Below are 19,754 nucleotides of genomic sequence, written 5' to 3'. Positions count from 1 at the left end.
CGATATCCTGAAACTTTTTTATCAATGATCTGTCTGAATGGACAGATTACTTCGTAGCCGGTGCCGGGGGGCGGCCTTCCGTCGTGATACGGTCATGGCCGGGCAGGACGAACAGCACGGTCAGCAGCGAACAGGCGATGCACCCGGTCACGTACCAGTAGAACAGCCCCTCATGCCCGATCTGCTTGAACCACAGGGCCACATATTCCGCCGTGCCACCAAAGACCGATACGGTCAGCGCATAGGGCAGCGCCACCCCCAGCGCGCGCACGCGGGTGGGGAACAGTTCGGCCTTCACCACCGCATTGATGGATGTATAGCCCGAAATGCCCAGCAGTGCCGCCGTGACCAGCCCGAAGGCCGCGAGCGGGGAGTGTACGGTCGATAGCGCCTGCATGAGCGGCATCGTGCACAGGCACCCGATCACGCCAAAGGACAGCAGCAGCCGCCTGCGGCCCATCCGGTCGGACAGCGCGCCAAAGGCGGGCTGCACCAGTGCGAACACGGCCAGCGAGGCGGTGGAGACCAGTGTGGACTGCTCCTTGCTCAGTCCCGCCGTGTTGACCAGGTATTTCTGCATGTAGATCGTGAACGTGTAGAACGCGACGGTACCGCCCAGCGTCAGCCCGCACACCCCCAGTACCTCACGCGGGTGGTGCAGCAGCACGCGCAGGCCGCCATGGGCGTTTTTGTCGCGCGTGGCGGCACTGAACTGCTCGCTTTCCGCCATGCCGCGGCGGAACCACAGGATGGACAGCGCCAGCAGCGCGCCAATGCCGAACGGCACCCGCCACCCCCATGCCCCGAGCTGGGCGGGGGAAAGCAGCACGAACTGCAGCACCAGCAGCACCACAAGGGCCAGCAGCTGCCCCATGACCAGTGTCACATACTGGAAGCTGGCATAGAACCCGCGCCGGGCCGGAGGGGCGATTTCGGACAGGTAGGTGGCACTCGCCCCGTATTCCCCCCCCAGGCTCAGCCCCTGCAGCAGGCGGGCGAACAGCAGCACGCTGGGGGCGGCAAGGCCGATGCGCCCATAGGTCGGGCAGACCGCGATGGCCAGCGAACCCGTGCACATGGCGATGATGGACAGGCTCAGCGCCGCCCGCCGCCCGTAACGGTCCGCCATGAGCCCCATGAGCCAGCCGCCCACCGGCCGCATGAGGAAGCCGATGGCAAACACCGCCGCACTGCGCAGCAGTTCCGTCGTTGCATTGCCGGGCGGGAAGAACGAACGGGCAAAATACATGGAAAATGCCGCGTAGACATACCAGTCGTAATATTCGATCAGATTTCCAGATGAGCCGGCAATAATGCTTCGTATTCTCTGCGCGGTCGTAAGGGCCCCGGTCCGGGGCTGGAAAACTGGCATGATGGCGGAAACCTATGGACGCGGATGGAGGATAGGGCGGAAAAAAAGGGCCGATCCTAATGGATCGTGGGGGGCGTGGCGGGCGTGCCGTCGTCGGGAATGACGGGGGTAAGGGCCTGCTCGTCATCCAGCCGGCCCGAAAGGGCCGCAGCAAGGCGGTCGGTATCCAGCGCGCCTTCCCACCGGGCCAGCACGATGGTGGCCACCGCGTTGCCGATGATGTTGGTCAGCGACCGGCATTCGGACATGAAGCGGTCAATGCCCAGGATCAGCCCCATCCCGGCCACCGGCACGTCGGGCACCACGGCCAGGGTCGCGGCAAGGGTGACGAACCCGGCCCCGGTCACGCCCGCAGCCCCCTTGGAACTGATCATGGCGACCAGGAGCAGGCTGACCTGCTGGCCCAGTCCCAGATGCACATCGGTCGCCTGCGCAATGAACAGGGCGGACAGCGCCATGTAGATGTTGGTGCCATCCAGGTTGAAGGAATAGCCCATCGGCACCACCAGCCCCACCACCGACGGCGCGCAGCCCGCGTTCTCCAGCCGGGTCATGAGGCTGGGCAGCGCTGATTCGGACGAACTGGTGCCCAGCACGATCAGCAGTTCCTCACGCAGATAGGCCAGCAGCGGCAGGATGCGGAAACCGTTCCACCGCGCGACCGCGCCCAGTATGACCAGCACGAACACGGCGGCGGTGGCGTAGAATGTAAGCACCAGGAAGGCAAGGTTGAGCACCGCGCCCACGCCAAAGCGCCCGATGGTGAACGCCATGGCCCCCAGCGCCCCGATGGGGGCGGCATACATGACCAGCCTGACCACGCCGAACACCAGCTGGGTCAGCTGTCTGAGCAGCGCAAGGATGGCATGCCCCTTCGCCCCCATGTGCGACAGGCTGATGCTGAACAGGATGGCAACCAGCAGCACCTGCAGGATGTCACCCGATACAAAGGCGCTGACCACCGTGTCAGGTATGATGTTGAGCAGGAAATCACTGAAGGAATGCGCCTGCGCCCGTGCCGTGTAGGCGGCCACCGCATGGGCATCCAGCGTGGCGGGGCTGGCGTGGATATGCGCGCCGGGGCGCACGATGTTGGCCACCACCATGCCCACTACCAGCGCCAGTGACGAAAAGGTCAGGAAATACACCATGGCCCGGCCCGCAAGCCGGCCCGCCTGCCCCAGATTGCCAAGCCCTGCGATACCCGTCACCACGGTCAGGAAGATGACCGGCGGGATCACCATCTTGACCAGGCGGATGAACGCATCCCCCAGTGGTTTGAGGGAGACCGCCACATGGGGGCAGAAATGCCCCAGCGCCATCCCCGCCACCACCGCGATGACGACCTGCCCGTACAGGCTGCGGAAGATGGATCTGCCGGGCGCGGGCCGGGCCTGCGGTTGCTCGGGCATGATGGCGGACGTCCTCAACAACGGTTCATGTTCATGCGCCACGAACGGGCGCGGTAGGGGCATGCCGGGGCAGGCTGGCGGGCGGGTTGCCACGGGCGGATGAAAATCAGGCACGATGCCGGACGTTTCGGTTGGGCCATAACACGGTTGCCAGATATTCCAAAAAAACATGATGGGTTTACATCGGCGTCATTACAGGGCACGGACATGTTTTGTTCTTGCTTTGGGGAAAGAGTCCGCCATGTCCGATATGCCCGTGTCCCCCGCCATATGGATCGGCATGCTGTGTGCCGCCGTGTCCTGCCTGCTGGGGCTTGTGGTGCTGCGCCGCCTCTCCCTCATGGCGGGGCAGGGGACGGATGCGGACCTGCTGGGTCGCCTGTGCGTGATGGTGGAGCGCGAGACCGCCGCCCGCGTGGCGGAAAACGAGGTCCAGCGCGCCCGCATGGCGGAAATCGAGCGCGCGCTGGCCACCCGTCTGGACCAGCGGCATCAGGAAATGACGGAAACCTTCAACCGCATCGCGCGCATGATGGGCCGCGACCTGTCCGAAATGCGCGTTGCCCAGTCCGAATCCCTGCGCGAGATGGCGGAAGAGGGCCGGCGGCAGAGCGACGCGCTGCGCGCCGCCGTGAATGAGCGCCTGCACCAGGCGGTGGAAAAGCAGATGCAGACCTCCTTCCAGCGCGTGCTGGAGCAGATCGGCGCCATGCAGAAGGCGATGGGAGAGGTCTCGGCCATGACCGCGCAGGTGGGCGATCTCAAGCGCCTGTTCGCCAACGTCAAGACCCGGGGCGGCTGGGGGGAGGCACAGCTGCGCAGCATACTGGACGACGTACTGCCCGAAGGGGCATACGAAACCAACCGCCGCCTGCGCGATGACAGCCGCGAGGTGGTGGAATTTGCCGTGCGCATGCCCGTGCGCGCCACGGTCCCGCCGGTGCTGGCCATTGATTCCAAATTCCCGACCGAGGCGTATGAGCGCCTGCTCCAGGCAGTGGAGGACTGCAACCCCGATGCCGAACGCGCCGCCCGCCGCGCGCTGGAAACCACCCTGCGTATCGAGGCGCGCAAGATCGCGACCAAATATATCGTCCCGCCCGTTACGGTGGAATTCGCGGTGCTGTACCTGCCCACCGACGGGCTGTATGCCGAGGTGGCGCGGATTCCCGGCCTGCTGGATGAAATCGGGCGCACCTATCGCGTTATCGTGATGGGGCCGGGACTGATGCCCGCCATGCTGCGCACCATTCACCTGGGCTATGTTACCCTGGCGCTGGAGAAGCGTACCGATGACATCGCCCGCCTGCTTGGCGCAACCCGGCAGGAAATGCTGCGTATGGATGGCGTGCTGGAAAAACTGGCGCGCAATGCCTCAGCCATGTCCTCCTCCATTGACGAGGCGCGCAGGCGCACGGGCCTGGTGACCCGCAGGCTGCGTGAGCTTGATGTGGACAGCGAACCCGCATCCCCCCCGTCCGGGGGGGCGGCACAGGGGGAGATGGCGCCCGCATGGATGGAGGGCGGCTCCGACGGCACGCATGGCTGAACACTAATTTAATTGGCCGCATTCCGGCCCGCGCTGCATAAACGGAAGGATCATGACCGTCCCGCCCGAACCCAACCGCACCGAACCGGCATTCCCGTCCCCCCCGCGGGAGGACGCGCCGCGCATCCTTCTGGTGGAGGATGACAGCAAGATCGCGCAGGAAGTGATCGAGGAACTGGAAAGCCGCCACTATCATGTCCAGCATGAGGTATCGGGCGCGGCCGGGCTGGCCATGGGCCTGAACGCGCATTTCGATGTGATGATCGTGGACCGCATGCTGCCCGAACTGGATGGTCTGGGCCTGATCGAGACCCTGCGTGAGCGCCGGGTCCATGTGCCGGTGCTGGTGCTGTCGGCCCTGTCGGCGGTGGATGACCGGGTCAGCGGGCTGAAGGCGGGGGGGGACGACTATTTGACCAAGCCGTTCGCCATGGAGGAACTGGCCGCCCGCCTGGAAGCGCTTCTGCGCCGCCCCGACAATTCGCGGCATACCATGCTGCGCGCCGGCCCGCTGGAGATGGACCTGATCGAGCGCACCGTGATGCGCGAGGGGGTGCCGATCGAGCTGCTCCCGCGTGAGTTCCGGCTGCTGGAATACCTCATGCGCCGCCCCAACCAGGTGCTGACCCGCAACATGCTGCTCGAAGATGTGTGGAACTACCGCTTCATCCCCCAGACCAACCTGGTCGATGTGCATATCGGCAAGCTGCGCCGCAAGATTGATGAAAGCGGCAGGCCGCCCCTGATCCAGAGCATCCGGGGGGCCGGGTTCATGCTGCGTGTTTCGTAACGAGCTGTTTCGCACCGCCACGTTCCGCCTGACACTGGCGGTGGTGGCGGCCATGATCGGTTCGGCGGCGCTGCAGTTCTTTTTCGGTTACAGCCAGGCCAGCGTGTTCGAGGCCAAGCGCTCGGACATGCTGCTGCTGCGCGAGGCCAGCATCCTCCAGCGCGAATCCCCCGCAGTACTGGAACAGCAGGTGCGTGACCGCGCGACCGATGACCTGCGCGTGATCATGAACGTCACCACCCTGTTCGATGCCGGGCAGCACTATATTGTGGGCGACCTGCATACATGGCCCACGGGCCTGGTGGCGGATGGCCGCGTGCATGTGATCGGCCCGGAGGCCACGGGCGGCGGGTCATCGACCGTGCTGCGCATGGTGGCGCTGCGGGTGTCGGGGGATCGTTATCTGGTACTGGGGCGCAGCCGGCACATGCGGACCGAACTGCGGCTCATGATGCGGCATTCCATGCTGGTCTCCATCGTGCCGACCGTGCTGTTCGCGCTGATTACCGGCATCATCCTCAGCCATCGCGCCCTGTCCCGCGTCAAGGAAATGCATGAGGCGATCGACCGCATCATGGAAGGCGACCTGCATGAGCGCCTGCCCGCGGGGCGGCAGAATGACGACCTCCAGCGGCTTGCCGCCAGCGTCAACCGCATGCTTGACCGCCTTGAGCAGCTGCTGGACGAGATACGCGACGTGGGCAACGACATCGCCCATGACCTGCGCACCCCGCTCACCCGCGTGCGGGCCCGCCTGGACCGCGCGCTCAGCGCCGGGCATTCGGCCGGGGCGCTGCGCAATGTCATTTCCCGCACGATCGATGACCTGGACCAGTCCTTCGCCATCATTACCGCACTCCTGCGCATAGGCGAGATCGAGAACGGGCGCAGGCGCGCAGGCTTCGGCATGGTGGACCTGGGTGCGCTCATGGCCGATATCGTGGATCTGTACGAACCCATAGCCGAGACCAAGGGCATTACGCTTTCCTGCGTGGCGGCGGACGCGGCAATACAGGTGCAGGGTGACCGTGACCTGCTGATCGAGGTGCTGGCCAACCTGGTGGACAATGCCATCAAGTTCACCCCCGCGGGCGGCCGCGTGGCCATTCGCGCGCGCATGGACGAACATTGCGCGGTCATGCAGATCAGTGACACGGGAATCGGCATTCCGGAGGCGGAACGCAAGGCCGTGACCGGGCGTTTCTACCGTTCGGACAAGAGCCGCCACATTCCCGGCAGCGGACTGGGGCTGAGCCTTGTCTCCGCCATCGTGGCGCTGCATCACGCGCGGCTCGACATCACGCCCACCCGGTTGCATGACAGCCTGCCGGGGGTCACGATGAGCATCGTCTTCCCCCCGCCGGGCGTGGTGCAGCCCGTAAACTAAATAGAAATTTCATTTGCCACCCGCCGTCCCCCGATTAACACCTGAAGGACAGACGGGGAGACGAGATATGCAAGAAGACAACCTGTCCCGGCCCGGACCCGCGCGTGGCGCGGGGCATGGTACGGGCGGCCAGCCGGCAGGGCGGGGGGGAACCGCCCGCGCATGAATGGTATCGTCGTTACCGCGCTCAAGCGGCCCTACACCTTCGTTGTCCTGTCCATCCTTATTGTCGTGTTCGGTGTCCGGGGGCTGCTGCGCACGCCAACCGACGTCTTTCCCAGCATCAACATCCCCGTCGTCGCGATCTGCTGGACCTATACCGGCCTTATGCCCGAGGACATGTCCGGCCGCGTGGTCTACTATTACGAACGCGCGCTGACCGCCACGGTCAACAATATCGAACATATCGAAAGCCAGTCCTATTACGGGCGTGGCATCGTCAAGGTGTTCTTCCAGCCCGGCACCGATACCGCCGTGGCGCAGACGCAGATCACCGCCGTCTCCCAGACCGTCATCAAGCAGATGCCCGCGGGCATGACCCCGCCGCTGGTGCTGACCTACAATGCCTCCTCCGTGCCGGTGCTGACATTGCAGGTCTCCTCCGATTCCATGACGGCGTCGCAGATCTATGACATGTCCTCCAACCTGATCCGCCCCGGCCTGGTGTCGGTCGCGGGGGCCGCCATCCCCAATCCTTATGGCGGACAACCGGGCAACATTATGGTCGATCTGGACCAGAGCAAGCTGCTTGCCCATGGGCTGTCGGCCACCGATATCGGGAATGCGCTGGGCAAGCAGAACATCGTGCTGCCCGCGGGGGACCAGCAGATCGGCGCGTTCGACTGGATGGTCCAGACCAATGCCTCACCCGAGGAGATAGACAGCTTCAACAACATGCCCATCAAGCAGGAAGGCAATTCCGTCGTCTACCTGCGTGACGTGGCATGGGTGCATGCCGGTGGGCCGCCACAGACCAACATGGTGCTGGTCAAGGGCCACCAGGCCGTGCTGATCGTGATCATGAAAAGCGGCGATGCCTCCACCCTTGCGGTGGTCAGCGGGATCAAGGCGCTGCTGCCCTCGATTGTCCGTACCCTGCCGCCGGGGGTGGACATTACCGTGCTGGGGGATGCCTCCACCTTCGTCAAGGAAGCGGTGCGCGACGTGGTGCAGGAAATGGGCACCGCCGCCCTGCTGACCAGTCTGGTGGTGCTGCTGTTCCTGGGGTCCTGGCGCTCGACCGTCATCATCGCCACTTCCATCCCGCTGGCCATGCTGTGTTCGGTCATCGGGCTGGGGGCTGCGGGCCAGACCATCAACATCATGACACTGGGCGGGCTGGCGCTTGCCGTGGGCATCCTGGTGGATGACGCCACCGTCATGATCGAGAACATCGATGCCCATCTGGAAATGGAAAAGGATCTGGAGACGGCCATCATCGACGCCGCCAACCAGATCGTCATTCCCACCTTCGTCTCCACCCTGTGCATCTGTATCGTGTGGATGCCGCTGTTCCAGCTGACCGGGGTTGCAGGCTGGCTGTTCATGCCGATGGCGGAAGCCATCATCTTCGCCATGATCGCCTCCTTCATCCTGTCGCGCACGCTGGTGCCGACCATGGCCAAATACATGCTGGCGGCACAGGTGGAAGCCCACGCCCGGGCCAGGGCGGAGGGCGGCCATCACGAACCGGGCAACATCTTCAGCCGCTTCCAGCAGGGATTCGAACGCAGGTTCCAGTCCTTCCGCACCCCCTATCAGGGGCTGCTGGCCCATCTGATCAGCATCCGCGCGCGCTTCGTGCCGATATTCGGGCTGGGGGCGTTCGCGTCGCTTTCGCTGCTGCTCTTTGCCGGGCAGGACTTCTTCCCCGAGATCAATTCCAATGCGCTCGCCATCCACATGCGCGCGCCCATGGGCACCAAGATCGCGGAAGCGGGCAAGATCGCCATGCTGGTCAATGCCGAGATCGAACGCCTGCTGCCGGGGCAGGTGGAAGGCATCGTCAACAACTGCGGCCTGCCGTTCAGCCCGCTCAACCAGGCCTTCATTCCCACGCCCACCGTGGGCGCGCAGGACTGTGACCTGACCGTGACGCTGAAGGACGAGGAGGCGCCGGTTGCCAAATTCCGCACCATCCTGCGCAAGGGACTGGCGGAGAAATTCCCCGGCACCGACATCACCTTCATGCCGGCCGACCTGACGGCCAAGATCCTGAACTTCGGCCTGCCCGCGCCGCTTGACGTGCAGGTGTCGGGGCGCAACCTGTACGCCAATTTCGATTTTGCCGAGAAATTGGCCGAAAGGCTGCGCCATGTGACCGGCCTTGCCGATGTCACGGTGCAGGAACCGCTCAATACCCCCACGCTGCGCGTCAACGCCCGGCGTACCTATGCGCTGGGCACCGGCCTGACCGAGTCGGACGTGGCCAACAACGCGCTGGCCGTGCTGTCGGGCAGCGGGCAGGTGGCGCCCACCTACTGGCTGGACCCCAAGACCGGGGTTTCCCATCTGGTCGATATCCAGACGCCGCTGCAGTTCCTGCAGACCATGAACGATCTTGAGACCATTCCCATCGACAAGGGGGATGGCAACCCGTCCGACAAGGCGCCGCAGATTCTGGGTGGCCTGTCCCAGATTGTGCAGACCGGCACGCCGGGTGAGGTCTCGCACTACAACATCATGCCGGTGTTCAACATCTATGCCTCGAACGAGGGGCTGGACCTGGGCGCGGTCTCGCGCGAGGTGACGCGCGTGGTGGATGAAGCGCGCAAGGAACTGCCCGCGGGTTCCAGCCTGTCGGTCATGGGGCAGGCCTCGACCATGAATGGTGCCTATGTGCAGCTGATTGGCGGGCTCGCGATGTCGATCCTGCTGGTGTACCTGATCATCGTGGTCAACTTCCAGTCATGGATGGACCCGTTCATCATCATCACCGCCCTGCCCGGGGCGCTGGCCGGCATCGCGTGGAGCCTGTTCCTGACGCACACGGCGCTTTCGGTTCCGGCGCTGACGGGGGCGATCATGTGCATGGGCACGGCCACGGCCAATTCCATTCTGGTCGTCTCCTTCGCGCGGGAAAGGATGGATGTGCATGGTGATGCGCTGCGTGCCGCGATCGAGGCGGGTTACGAGCGTATCCGCCCCGTGCTGATGACGGCTTCGGCCATGATCATCGGCATGCTGCCCATGTCGCTGAGCAATTCACAGAACGCGCCGCTGGGCCGGGCCGTGATGGGGGGACTGCTGGTGGCCACCTGCGCCACGCTGCTGTTCGTACCCTGCGTCTTTGCCCTGATCCATTCCAGAAAATCCAAGAAGGCCGCCGCCACCGGCGCAGGAGAGCACGCATGACCGCCACAGGGGAAAACCAGACGCCACGCATGTCCGGGCGTGGGCGGCTGTACGTCACCGTGGGGGGGATCGTGCTGGCCGTGATCGTGGCCGGGGGCATTATCGAGCGCCGCGTGCATGTTGCCCACCTGCGCGCCGTGGCACAGGATGCGGCCATACCGCGCGTGCAGGTCATCCTGCCCCAGCAGGGACCGAAAACCCGCACGCTCGACCTGCCGGGCAATATCTCGGCCTGGTACCAGGCCCCCATCTATGCGCAGGTCTCGGGCTATGTGCAGATGTGGTACAAGGATATTGGCGCCAAGGTGAAGGCGGGCGAGATCCTGGCCACCATCGACACGCCGGGGCTGGATGCGCAGTACGCGGCCTCCAAGGCCAATTTTGACGTGGCGATGGCCCGTTACCGCCTGGCGGAGATCACGGCCAAGCGCTGGCGGGCGCTACAGGGCACGCAGGCGGTCTCGCAGCAGGAAGTGGACGTGCAGGTTGCCAACGCCGAAGCCCAGCAGGCCGAGGTGGAGGCCGCCCGGCACGAGGCTTCCCGTTACGCGGCGCTGATCGGCTTCAAGCAGCTTGTCGCCCCGTTTGATGGCGTGGTCACCTCGCGCCTGGCCGATGTGGGGGATTACGTGAATGCGGGGGGCGGGGATGTGTCCTCCCGCGGGACGGCGACGGAACTGTTCTCGGTGGCGGATGTGCACCGCATGCGCGTGTTCGTGTCCGTGCCGCAGGATTATGCCGATATCATAAGCCCCAAGCTGGAAGGCGACGTGTCCGTGCCCCAGTATCCGGGCCGGGTGTTCAAGGCCAAGTTCCTGGCGACCGCCAGGGCGTTCAATGCGGGTACCCGTACTGTCACGACGGAACTGGTGGTGGATAACGACAAGCGGGAACTGTGGCCCGATTCCTATGCCAATGTACACTTTGTCGCACCCGGTGACCCCGATATCCTGATAGTGCCTGAAGGCGCGCTGGTATTCCGCGCGCAGGGCATGCAGGTGGCGGTTGTGGATGCGGATGACCGCATCCGGCTGCGCAACGTAACGGTAGGGACCAATCTGGGGACGAATGTGCAGATTCTGGCGGGTATCGGACCAAAGGACCGGATCGTGAACAACCCTTCGGCGGGGTTGCTGGAAGGCCAGAAGGTCTATCTGGTCGGTGCGACACAGGGGTATAACGACGCGGCGGCCACGGCATCACGCGGGGCGGTTGACAGGGGTGACGACGTGCGCGCCATGCCGGCGGGCGACGGCAGTGCGGGCGATGCGGGGGTGCGTCAATGAATGCAGTGCCGCGCGGGTGTACGCGCCCGGCCCTGTCACGCCGCATGCTCTCGTTGGCCGGTTGCGCGGCCATTGCCGGGATGCTGGGCGGGTGCGTGGATCTGGCGCCCAGATACAGGCATGCCCATTATCTCCTGCCCGATAACTGGAAGGGCGATGGCGTGGTGCAGTACGGCACCCCGCAGGATGGCGCATCGCGCGGGGACTGGTGGAAGGTGTTCAGGGACCCCACCCTTGATGAACTGGAGGAACGCGCCAGCCACCTGAACCCCAACCTGCAGGCGGATGCGGAAGCCTTTACCCAGGCGCGTGACATCGTGGCCGAGGCACAGGCCAACCTCTACCCCCAGATCACGGGTGGGGCCGGCGCATCGGAAAATCAGGCATCGACCCACAGGCTGTGGCGTGGCGCGGGGGCGCAGGGGCCGATCTACATGTCATCCGAGCAGTACAGCGCCACCGCGCGCTGGGAGCCGGATTTCTGGTCGGCCATCCGTAACCGCAGGCGCATGCAGCAGCGCCTGGCACAGGCGGCGGCGGCCGATTTTGCCGTGGCAAGGCTGAGCATCCAGTCCGAACTGGCCAATGACTACATGCAGCTGCGCGGCATGGACGCGCAGCACGCGGTCTATCGCGACTCGATCCGTTACTACCAGACCGCCGTGCAGATCACCCACATGCGCCAGGCGGGCGCCATTGCCGCGGGCATCGATGTATCCCGCGCGCAGACGCAGCTGTCCTCCACCCAGGCGGCGGATACCGACCTGCAGGCCCATCGCTCGGTGATGGAGCATGCCATTGCCATCCTGGTCAACGTGTCGCCATCGCTCTTCCATATCGCGCCCCGTGCGCAGATCAGCTTCCCCAAGGTGCCCATGCCCGTGGGCATTCCCGCCACCCTGCTGGAACGCAGGCCCGACATTGCCAGTGCCGAGCGGCACATGGCGGCGGCCAACCGGGCGATCGGCGTCTCGCGCGCGGCGTTCTACCCGCATGTAACCTTCAGCGCCACGGCCGGTTTCATGGATAACGGCTTCACGCTCGATAAATTCGCCAACGGCATGTACAACTACGCCGCCCAGGCCGTGCTGCCGCTGTTCCAGGGCGGGCTGCGCCGGGCGGAAGTCCAGCGCAACTGGTCCCAGTACCGGCAGGCGGAGGACCAGTACCGCGCCACCGTGCTCGATGCCTTCAAGGACGTGGAGGACGGGCTGAGCCTGACGCATGACCTGGATGTGGAGGCAGGCCAGCAGGCCGAGGCGGTGCAGGCCTCCATGCGCACCCAGAACATGACCATGCAGCTTTATACGGGTGGCCTGACCAACTATCTTGATGTTGTGGTGGCGCAGGTGGCCGCACTGCAGGCGCGTATTGCCGAAGTGCAGGTCGAAACCCGCTACATGCAGGCGCAGGTGGAGCTTATCCGCGCGCTGGGTGGCGGATGGACCACGGCGGAACTGCCCGATAACAAGGCGCTCAGGCCCTTTGGCATCGCGCAGTACACCCACATGCGCATGCCGAAATCGGTCAATGGCGTGAACGTGGATAACGGACCCGAATCCTTTGACCTGTCCGGCAGGGGATTTCATGACAGGGACTTGACAGCACCCGCCAAATAGCGGTAGGTGCGCGCCTCTTATCGGAACGCGGGAGGTCGCCCCCGGCCCAAGCCGGGCACAGGGGGTGGCCACCAGAACCGCGGTCCGGGTGAAACAGTCAGGAGCCCCGGATATGGCCAAAAAAATCGTTGGCTACATCAAGCTGCAAATCCCCGCCGGCAAGGCGAATCCGTCCCCGCCGGTTGGTCCGGCACTGGGTCAGCGCGGCCTGAACATCATGCAGTTCTGCAAGGAGTTCAACGCAAAGACGCAGGGTCTCGAACCCGGTATGCCGATTCCCGTCGTCATTACCGCCTATGCCGACCGTACGTTCAGCTTCATTACCAAGACCCCGCCCAACACCTACTTCCTGATGAAGGCGGCCAAGATCTCCAAGGGCAGCTCCACCGTGGGCAAGTCCGCGACCGTGGGCAAGGTCACGATGTCGCAGCTGCGCGAGATCGCGGAGACGAAGCAGAAAGACATGAACGCCAACGATATCGAAGGTGCCGTGCGCATGCTGGCGGGTTCCGCCCGCTCCATGGGCCTTGATGTGGTGGAGGGCTGATTACGATGGCAAAGAACAAGCGTCTGACCGCAGCCCGCGCCGCAGTCGATTCCGCGAAGCAGTACGGCCTTGACGAGGCGATCGCCCTGGTCAAGGGCAACGCCAAGGCGAAGTTCGACGAGACCGTCGAGATTTCCATGAACCTTGGCATTGACCCGCGTCACGCCGACCAGATGGTCCGTGGCCTGCTGTCCCTGCCCAACGGCACGGGTAAGACCCTGCGCGTTGGCGTGTTTGCCCGTGGCCCCAAGGCCGAGGAAGCAAAGGCCGCCGGTGCCGATGTGGTTGGTGCCGAAGACCTGGCCGAGAAGGTGCAGGCGGGCGAGATCGAGTTCGACCGCTGCATCGCGACCCCGGACATGATGGCCCTGGTCGGCCGTCTGGGCAAGATCCTCGGCCCGCGCGGGCTGATGCCCAACCCCAAGCTGGGCACCGTGACCATGGACGTGAAGGGCGCGGTCTCCGCCGCCAAGTCCGGCCAGGTCGAATACCGTGCCGAGAAGGCCGGTATCGTGCATGCCGGCGTGGGCAAGGCCTCGTTCGACGAAGGCAAGCTGGCCGAGAACATCCGCGCGTTCGTGGATGCGGTGCAGAAGGCCCGCCCGACGGGTGCGAAGGGCACGTATGTCAAGAAGATCGCCCTGTCCTCCACCATGGGGCCGGGTGTTACGGTTGATGTCTCCGCCTTCACCGCGGCCTGACGTTAACTGGAGAATGACCTCTTCCCGATAGGGAAGGGGGACAGGAGATGGCGGCATGCCGCCATTTTCCGAACCTGTCCATGACCGGATGTGGCGCAAGCCTTGAATGCCCGCAGGGCAGCAGCCGGAAGACGGGGATTGCCGGATCGGGGCGAAAGCCCACACTGGTTGTTCCGTTTGAAAGGACAGGCGAACCGGGACAGGGCCGGCTTGCCGGAATGTCCCTAGGGTAAACCCTACCTGCCGGTTTTTTGCTGGCAGGTGATGATGGAGACGGGATTTGGACCGTACGGAGAAGCGGGAGTTTGTTGCCTCCCTCGCAGCCGTGTTCGCGAAGACGTCCATGGTCATTGTCACCCGTAATGACGGGCTGAGCGTGGCTGATGTGACGGACCTTCGGCGTCGCGTGCGTGCGGCTGGAGCGACACACAAGGTCGCGAAGAACCGGCTGGCCTCTCTCGCCCTGGCAGGGACCCAGTTCGAAGGCATCAAGCCGCTGCTGAAGGGGCCGACCGCGTTGTCGTGGGCGGATGAACCCGTGGCTGTGGCGAAGGTGCTGGTCGAGTTCGCCAAAACCAATGAAAAGCTTGTTCTGCTCGGTGGATCGCTTGGTGCCCAGACGCTTGACGTCAACAGCATCAAGGCTCTGGCCGAGCTGCCGTCCCTGGACGTTCTGCGTGCACAGCTGGTGGGGCTTATCTCCACGCCGGCAACGCGCATCGCGGGCGTTCTCCAGGCGCCGGCCGGACAGCTTGCACGGGTTTTTGGTGCCTATGCCAAGACGGGCGAAGCCGCCTGAGACCCATGCCCGGCCCGCCGGGCTATCAACAAAACGGCATTTTCCTGAAAAAACGGGATTGTGCTGTGCCAACCAGTGTATAGATTAGGAAGACCGAATTATGGCCGATCTGAACAAGATTGTTGAAGACCTGTCCGCCCTGACCGTTCTGGAAGCCGCCGAGCTGTCCAAGCTGCTGGAAGAGAAGTGGGGCGTTTCCGCCGCCGCTCCGGTTGCTGTTGCTGCCGCTGCTCCGGGTGCCGCTGCGGCTCCGGCTGAAGAAAAGACCGAGTTCGACGTCGTGCTGGCAAAGGCCGGCGACAAGAAGATCAACGTGATCAAGGAAATCCGTGCGATCACCGGTCTGGGCCTGAAGGAAGCCAAGGACCTGGTCGAGGGTGCGCCCAAGACCATCAAGGAAGGCGCCAGCAAGGATGAAGCCGAGAAGATCAAGAAGACCCTTGAAGACAACGGTGCTTCTGTCGAAATCAAATAAGTTGGCCTTTCGGGATGTGCCAGTGATGGTATGCCCGGGCTGAGTTATTCAGGTGAGGGTGGAAACCATCTGGTTTCCGCCCCCTTGGCCGTTACAGGCGCCCTGGCCGCAAGGCTTCGGGCGCCTTTGGTGGTAGATAGGGTTGGCCCGGACGGCAGTCGGGGCCGGCCCGCCAAGGATTTTCAAGGGCCGCGCAGTCCGTGTGACATTCGTGTCGCAACCGTGCGGGCCTGTGTGGATGGGGGCTGGATAGGCGATGAACGCGATTACGAAATCGTTCACGGGACGCAAACGCATCCGCAAGAGCTTCGGGCATATACCCGAGGTCGCTCCGATGCCCAATCTGATCGACGTGCAGCGGGCTAGCTACGAGACGTTCCTTCAGATGAATGTGGCGCCCGACAGCCGGACGCCGACGGGCCTGCAGGAAGTTTTCCGTTCCGTCTTTCCGATCAATGACTTCGCCGGGCGCGGGCGTCTGGAATTCGTCAGCTACGAGCTGGAAGAGCCGAAATACGACGTCGAGGAATGCATCCAGCGCGGGCTGACCTTCGCCGCCCCGCTGAAGGTGATCCTGCGCCTGATCGTATGGGATGTGGATGAGGATACCGGGTCACGCTCGATCCGCGATATCAAGGAGCAGCCGGTCTATATGGGCGACATGCCGCTCATGACCGATAACGGCACCTTCATCATCAACGGGACCGAGCGTGTCATCGTCAGCCAGATGCACCGCAGCCCCGGCGTGTTCTTCGACCATGACAAGGGCAAGACCCATTCCTCGGGCAAGTTCCTGTTCGCCGCGCGTGTCATTCCCTATCGCGGGTCCTGGCTCGATTTCGAATTCGACAGCAAGGACCTGATCTACGTCCGCATCGACCGTAAGCGCAAGCTGCCGGTCACCACGCTGCTGTACGCGCTGGAAGGTGCCGCGTCCGAAGCCGCCCGCGCCGCCAAGGCCGCCGAGGGCGGGGATGTGGAATCCATGGAGATCCGGGGCATGGACCCCGATGAGATCCTTGGCTACTTCTATGGCAAGGTCGAGTTCACCAAGACCGAGAAGGGCTGGGCCCGTCGTTTCGACGCGGAAGCCTTCCGTGGCCAGAAGCTGCTTGAGCCGCTGATCGATGCCCAGACGGGTGAGGAAGTCGCCCCCGCCGACGCGAAGCTGACCGCCCGCATGGTGCGCAAGATCGCCGAGACCACCAAGGAAGTGCTGGTTGGCCCCGCCGGTCTGATCGGCCGCTTCATTGCCCAGGACATGGTCAACGAGCATACGGGCGAGATCTATGCCGAAGCCGGTGAGGAACTGACTGAGCAGAAGCTTGAGGAACTGGAAGGCGAGGGCCTGACCACGCTGACCACCCTTGCCATCGATGCGGCAAACGGCCCGTGGATCCGCAACACGCTGGCGGTGGACAAGAACGCCGCGCGTGAGGAAGCGCTGACCGACATCTACCGTGTCATGCGCCCCGGTGAGCCGCCGACGCCCGAGACGGCGGAAGCGATGTTCTCCGGCCTGTTCTTCGACCCCGACCGTTATGACCTGTCCGCCGTGGGCCGTGTGAAGATGAACATGCGCCTGGGCGTGGACGTGCCGGATACCGTGCGCGTGCTGCGCAAGGAAGACATCCTGCGCACCGTCAAGATCATGTGCGAGCTGAAGGACGGTCGTGGCGCGATTGACGATATCGACAACCTTGGCAACCGTCGTGTCCGCTCCGTTGGCGAACTGATGGAAAACCAGTATCGCGTTGGCCTGCTGCGCATGGAGCGCGCCATCCGCGAGCGCATGGGTTCGGTCGATATCGACACGGTCATGCCGCATGACCTGATCAACGCCAAGCCGGCGGCGGCTGCCGTGCGGGAGTTCTTCGGTTCCTCCCAGCTCAGCCAGTTCATGGACCAGACCAACCCGCTGTCCGAAGTCACGCACAAGCGCCGTCTTTCGGCACTTGGCCCGGGGGGGCTGACGCGTGAGCGCGCGGGCTTCGAGGTCCGTGACGTGCATCCGACCCATTACGGCCGCATCTGCCCGATCGAGACGCCGGAAGGCCCGAACATCGGTCTGATCAACTCGCTGGCCACCTATGCCAAGGTCAACAAATACGGCTTTATCGAAACGCCGTACCGTATGGTGCACGATGGCGTGCTGCAGGATGGCTGGAAATACCTTTCCGCCATGGAAGAGGAAAAGCTGGTCGTCGCCCAGGCGGACGCGAAACAGGATGCCCAGGGCCACCTGACGGACGATCTGGTTTCGGTGCGTCGTGGCGGTGACTTCCGCCAGGTGCCCCCGACCGATGTCACGGCCTGTGACGTCTCGCCCAAGCAGCTTGTTTCCGTTGCGGCAGCGCTCATCCCGTTCCTGGAAAACGATGACGCCAACCGCGCGCTGATGGGGTCGAACATGCAGCGCCAGGCCGTGCCGCTGGTGCGTTCCGACGCGCCGCTGGTCGGCACCGGCATGGAAGCGGCCGTGGCGCATGACTCGGGTGCCGCCATCGTTGCCCGCCGTGATGGCGTGGTGGACCAGATCGACGGTGCGCGCATCGTGGTTCGTGCAACGGATGCCGGTGGTGCGACGCAGGGTGTCGATATCTACCGCCTGCGCAAGTACATGCGCTCCAACCAGTCCACCTGCATCAACCAGCGCCCGCTTGTGCGCGTGGGGGATGAAGTGCGCGCGGGTGAGATCATTGCCGATGGCCCGTCCACCGAACTGGGTGAACTGGCGCTGGGCCGGAACGTGCTGGTCGCGTTCATGCCGTGGAATGGCTACAACTTCGAAGACTCGATCCTGATTTCCGAGCGCATCGCGCGTGATGACGTGTTCACCTCGATCCATATCGAGGAGTTCGAGGTCATGGCCCGTGACACCAAGCTGGGCCAGGAAGAAATCACCCGTGACATCCCCAATGTCGGTGAGGAAGCGCTGCGCAACCTTGACGAAGCGGGTATCGTCTATGTGGGCGCCGAGGTGAATCCCGGCGACATCCTGATCGGCAAGGTCACGCCAAAGGGCGAAAGCCCGATGACGCCGGAAGAAAAGCTGCTGCGCGCTATCTTTGGCGAAAAGGCATCCGATGTCCGTGACACCTCGCTCAAGCTGCCGCCGGGCACGACGGGCACCATCGTGGACGTACGCGTGTTCTCCCGCCGTGGCGTGGACAAGGACGAGCGCGCGATGGCCATCGAGCGCGCCGAGATCGAACGCCTGGCAAAGGATCGTGATGACGAACGCGCCATTCAGGAGCGTTCCTTCTACAACCGTCTGCGCGAACACCTGATCGGGCAGACGGCGGGTGCGGGCTTCAAGGGCATCCGTTCGGGCACCGAGATCACGGACGAGGTCCTGTCCGAGCACCCGCGTGGCGCATGGCGCAACATCACCGTGGCCTCTGACGAGGTCATGGCGGAACTGGAAACGCTGCGTCGTGAATTCGATGCCGCCGTCTCCAAGATCCAGGCGCGTTTCGACAACAAGGTCGAGAAACTGCAGCGTGGTGATGAACTGCCGCCTGGCGTGATGAAGATGGTCAAGGTCTTCGTCGCGGTGAAGCGCAAGCTGCAGCCGGGTGACAAGATGGCCGGCCGCCATGGCAACAAGGGTGTCGTCTCCCGCGTGGTGCCTGTCGAGGACATGCCCTTCCTTGAGGATGGTACGTCGGTTGACATCGTGCTGAACCCGCTGGGCGTGCCGTCGCGCATGAACGTGGGGCAGATCCTTGAGACGCATCTGGGCTGGGCCTGCGCCAATATCGGCCGTCAGGTCGCGCAGCTGGCCGATGAGTACCAGCGCCATGGCGAGAAGCGGCAGGAACTGCTGGATGAACTGAAGTCGGTCTATGGCGACAAGGTTTATGAGGAGCAGATCGGTGACATGACCGACGCGCAGCTGCTGGAGCTGTGTGGCAACCTGCGCAAGGGCGTGCCGATCGCGACCCCGGTGTTCGATGGCGCGTCCATCCCCGATATCGAGGCGATGCTGACCAAGGCGGGTGTGGACAAGTCCGGCCAGTCGCAGCTGATCGACGGGCGCACGGGCGAGCCGTTCGAGCGCAAGACCACGGTGGGCTACATCTACATGCTCAAGCTGCACCATCTTGTTGATGACAAGATCCATGCACGCTCCATCGGCCCCTATTCGCTCGTGACCCAGCAGCCGCTGGGCGGCAAGGCGCAGTTCGGTGGCCAGCGCTTTGGTGAGATGGAAGTGTGGGCGCTGGAAGCCTATGGCGCGGCCTACACGCTGCAGGAAATGCTGACGGTCAAGTCGGACGACGTATCGGGCCGTACCAAGGTATATGAGGCCATCGTGCGTGAGCAGGATGACTTCGAAGCCGGCATTCCGGAAAGCTTCAACGTGCTGATCAAGGAACTGAAGTCCCTTGGCCTGAATGTTGACCTGGAACAGAGCGGTTCCTGATCCGGGCCTTATGGTACACGGCGGTCCACATATT

General features: G+C 64.0%; 13 protein-coding genes. 11 read left to right on the top strand and 2 right to left on the bottom strand.

Annotated elements, in window-relative coordinates; all coding sequences use genetic code 11:
- Positions 1 to 46 precede the first annotated feature (46 nt).
- Positions 47 to 1,372 (bottom strand): MFS transporter, encoded by a 1,326-nt coding sequence (locus CFR78_RS03485; RefSeq protein WP_034933226.1) that lies wholly within the window; start codon positions 1,370 to 1,372, stop codon positions 47 to 49.
- Between the two features lie 56 nt (positions 1,373 to 1,428).
- A complete protein-coding gene (locus CFR78_RS03480; protein WP_034933223.1) occupies positions 1,429 to 2,784 on the bottom strand; it encodes a dicarboxylate/amino acid:cation symporter in 1,356 nt (451 codons plus the stop codon).
- Positions 2,785 to 3,025: 241 nt separating this feature from the next.
- On the opposite strand from CFR78_RS03480, the gene CFR78_RS03475 reads away from it, so the two are divergent.
- From CFR78_RS03475 to rpoB, 11 genes are all read left to right on the top strand, one after another.
- Positions 3,026 to 4,333 (top strand): DNA recombination protein RmuC, encoded by a 1,308-nt coding sequence (locus CFR78_RS03475; RefSeq protein ID WP_034933220.1) that lies wholly within the window; start codon positions 3,026 to 3,028, stop codon positions 4,331 to 4,333.
- A 52-nt stretch (positions 4,334 to 4,385) separates the two neighbouring features.
- The gene (locus CFR78_RS03470; RefSeq protein WP_034933217.1) at positions 4,386 to 5,123 is read left to right on the top strand and encodes a response regulator transcription factor; all 738 of its coding nucleotides are present in this window, start codon (positions 4,386 to 4,388) and stop codon (positions 5,121 to 5,123) included.
- Positions 5,113 to 6,510, top strand: a complete 1,398-nt coding sequence (locus CFR78_RS03465) for a sensor histidine kinase (protein WP_007399603.1) — start codon at positions 5,113 to 5,115, stop codon at positions 6,508 to 6,510. Before CFR78_RS03470 ends, CFR78_RS03465 begins: the two co-directional genes overlap by 11 nt.
- 162 nt (positions 6,511 to 6,672) lie before the next feature.
- The gene (locus CFR78_RS03460) at positions 6,673 to 9,864 is read left to right on the top strand and encodes an efflux RND transporter permease subunit (RefSeq protein WP_110580981.1); all 3,192 of its coding nucleotides are present in this window, start codon (positions 6,673 to 6,675) and stop codon (positions 9,862 to 9,864) included.
- A complete protein-coding gene (locus tag CFR78_RS03455) occupies positions 9,861 to 11,150 on the top strand; it encodes an efflux RND transporter periplasmic adaptor subunit (RefSeq protein ID WP_007399605.1) in 1,290 nt (429 codons plus the stop codon). The genes CFR78_RS03460 and CFR78_RS03455 overlap by 4 nt, the downstream gene beginning before the upstream one ends.
- Positions 11,147 to 12,769 carry an efflux transporter outer membrane subunit gene (locus CFR78_RS03450; RefSeq protein ID WP_034933207.1) on the top strand — a complete coding sequence of 541 codons (1,623 nt, stop codon included), beginning with the start codon at positions 11,147 to 11,149 and terminating at the stop codon, positions 12,767 to 12,769. Before CFR78_RS03455 ends, CFR78_RS03450 begins: the two co-directional genes overlap by 4 nt.
- Positions 12,770 to 12,881: 112 nt before the next feature.
- Positions 12,882 to 13,316: a 50S ribosomal protein L11 gene (gene rplK, locus CFR78_RS03445; RefSeq protein WP_007399607.1), complete on the top strand. Its 435-nt coding sequence runs from the start codon at positions 12,882 to 12,884 to the stop codon at positions 13,314 to 13,316.
- 5 nt (positions 13,317 to 13,321) lie between these two features.
- On the top strand, positions 13,322 to 14,017 hold the full coding sequence (rplA, locus tag CFR78_RS03440; protein ID WP_034933205.1) for a 50S ribosomal protein L1: 696 nt from the start codon (positions 13,322 to 13,324) through the stop codon (positions 14,015 to 14,017).
- Positions 14,018 to 14,297: 280 nt separating this feature from the next.
- A complete protein-coding gene (gene rplJ / locus CFR78_RS03430; protein ID WP_007399610.1) occupies positions 14,298 to 14,816 on the top strand; it encodes a 50S ribosomal protein L10 in 519 nt (172 codons plus the stop codon).
- Between the two features lie 100 nt (positions 14,817 to 14,916).
- Positions 14,917 to 15,291 (top strand): 50S ribosomal protein L7/L12, encoded by a 375-nt coding sequence (gene rplL, locus CFR78_RS03425; protein WP_007399611.1) that lies wholly within the window; start codon positions 14,917 to 14,919, stop codon positions 15,289 to 15,291.
- Between the two features lie 256 nt (positions 15,292 to 15,547).
- Entirely contained in the window at positions 15,548 to 19,720 is a 4,173-nt protein-coding gene (rpoB, locus tag CFR78_RS03420) for a DNA-directed RNA polymerase subunit beta (RefSeq protein ID WP_007399612.1), read from the top strand.
- The last annotated feature ends 34 nt before the right edge of the window (positions 19,721 to 19,754 follow it).

The organism is Komagataeibacter rhaeticus (assembly GCF_003207855.1).
In the GTDB taxonomy this organism is placed as follows: domain Bacteria; phylum Pseudomonadota; class Alphaproteobacteria; order Acetobacterales; family Acetobacteraceae; genus Komagataeibacter; species Komagataeibacter rhaeticus.
The sequence above is the reverse complement of the archived record's forward strand: the minus strand, read 5'-3'. Positions and strand labels throughout refer to the sequence as shown.

What these genes read in the sequence shown, in the direction of transcription:
- CFR78_RS03485 (WP_034933226.1), bottom strand. Translation starts at nt 1,372, where the DNA reads ATGCCAGTTTTCCAGCCCCGGACCGGGGCCCTTACGACCGCGCAGAGA.
- CFR78_RS03480 (WP_034933223.1), bottom strand. Translation starts at nt 2,784, where the DNA reads ATGCCCGAGCAACCGCAGGCCCGGCCCGCGCCCGGCAGATCCATCTTC.
- CFR78_RS03475 (WP_034933220.1), top strand. Translation starts at nt 3,026, where the DNA reads ATGTCCGATATGCCCGTGTCCCCCGCCATATGGATCGGCATGCTGTGT.
- CFR78_RS03470 (WP_034933217.1), top strand. Translation starts at nt 4,386, where the DNA reads ATGACCGTCCCGCCCGAACCCAACCGCACCGAACCGGCATTCCCGTCC.
- CFR78_RS03460 (WP_110580981.1), top strand. Translation starts at nt 6,673, where the DNA reads ATGAATGGTATCGTCGTTACCGCGCTCAAGCGGCCCTACACCTTCGTT.
- CFR78_RS03455 (WP_007399605.1), top strand. Translation starts at nt 9,861, where the DNA reads ATGACCGCCACAGGGGAAAACCAGACGCCACGCATGTCCGGGCGTGGG.
- CFR78_RS03450 (WP_034933207.1), top strand. Translation starts at nt 11,147, where the DNA reads ATGAATGCAGTGCCGCGCGGGTGTACGCGCCCGGCCCTGTCACGCCGC.
- rplK (WP_007399607.1), top strand. Translation starts at nt 12,882, where the DNA reads ATGGCCAAAAAAATCGTTGGCTACATCAAGCTGCAAATCCCCGCCGGC.
- rplA (WP_034933205.1), top strand. Translation starts at nt 13,322, where the DNA reads ATGGCAAAGAACAAGCGTCTGACCGCAGCCCGCGCCGCAGTCGATTCC.
- rplL (WP_007399611.1), top strand. Translation starts at nt 14,917, where the DNA reads ATGGCCGATCTGAACAAGATTGTTGAAGACCTGTCCGCCCTGACCGTT.
- rpoB (WP_007399612.1), top strand. Translation starts at nt 15,548, where the DNA reads ATGAACGCGATTACGAAATCGTTCACGGGACGCAAACGCATCCGCAAG.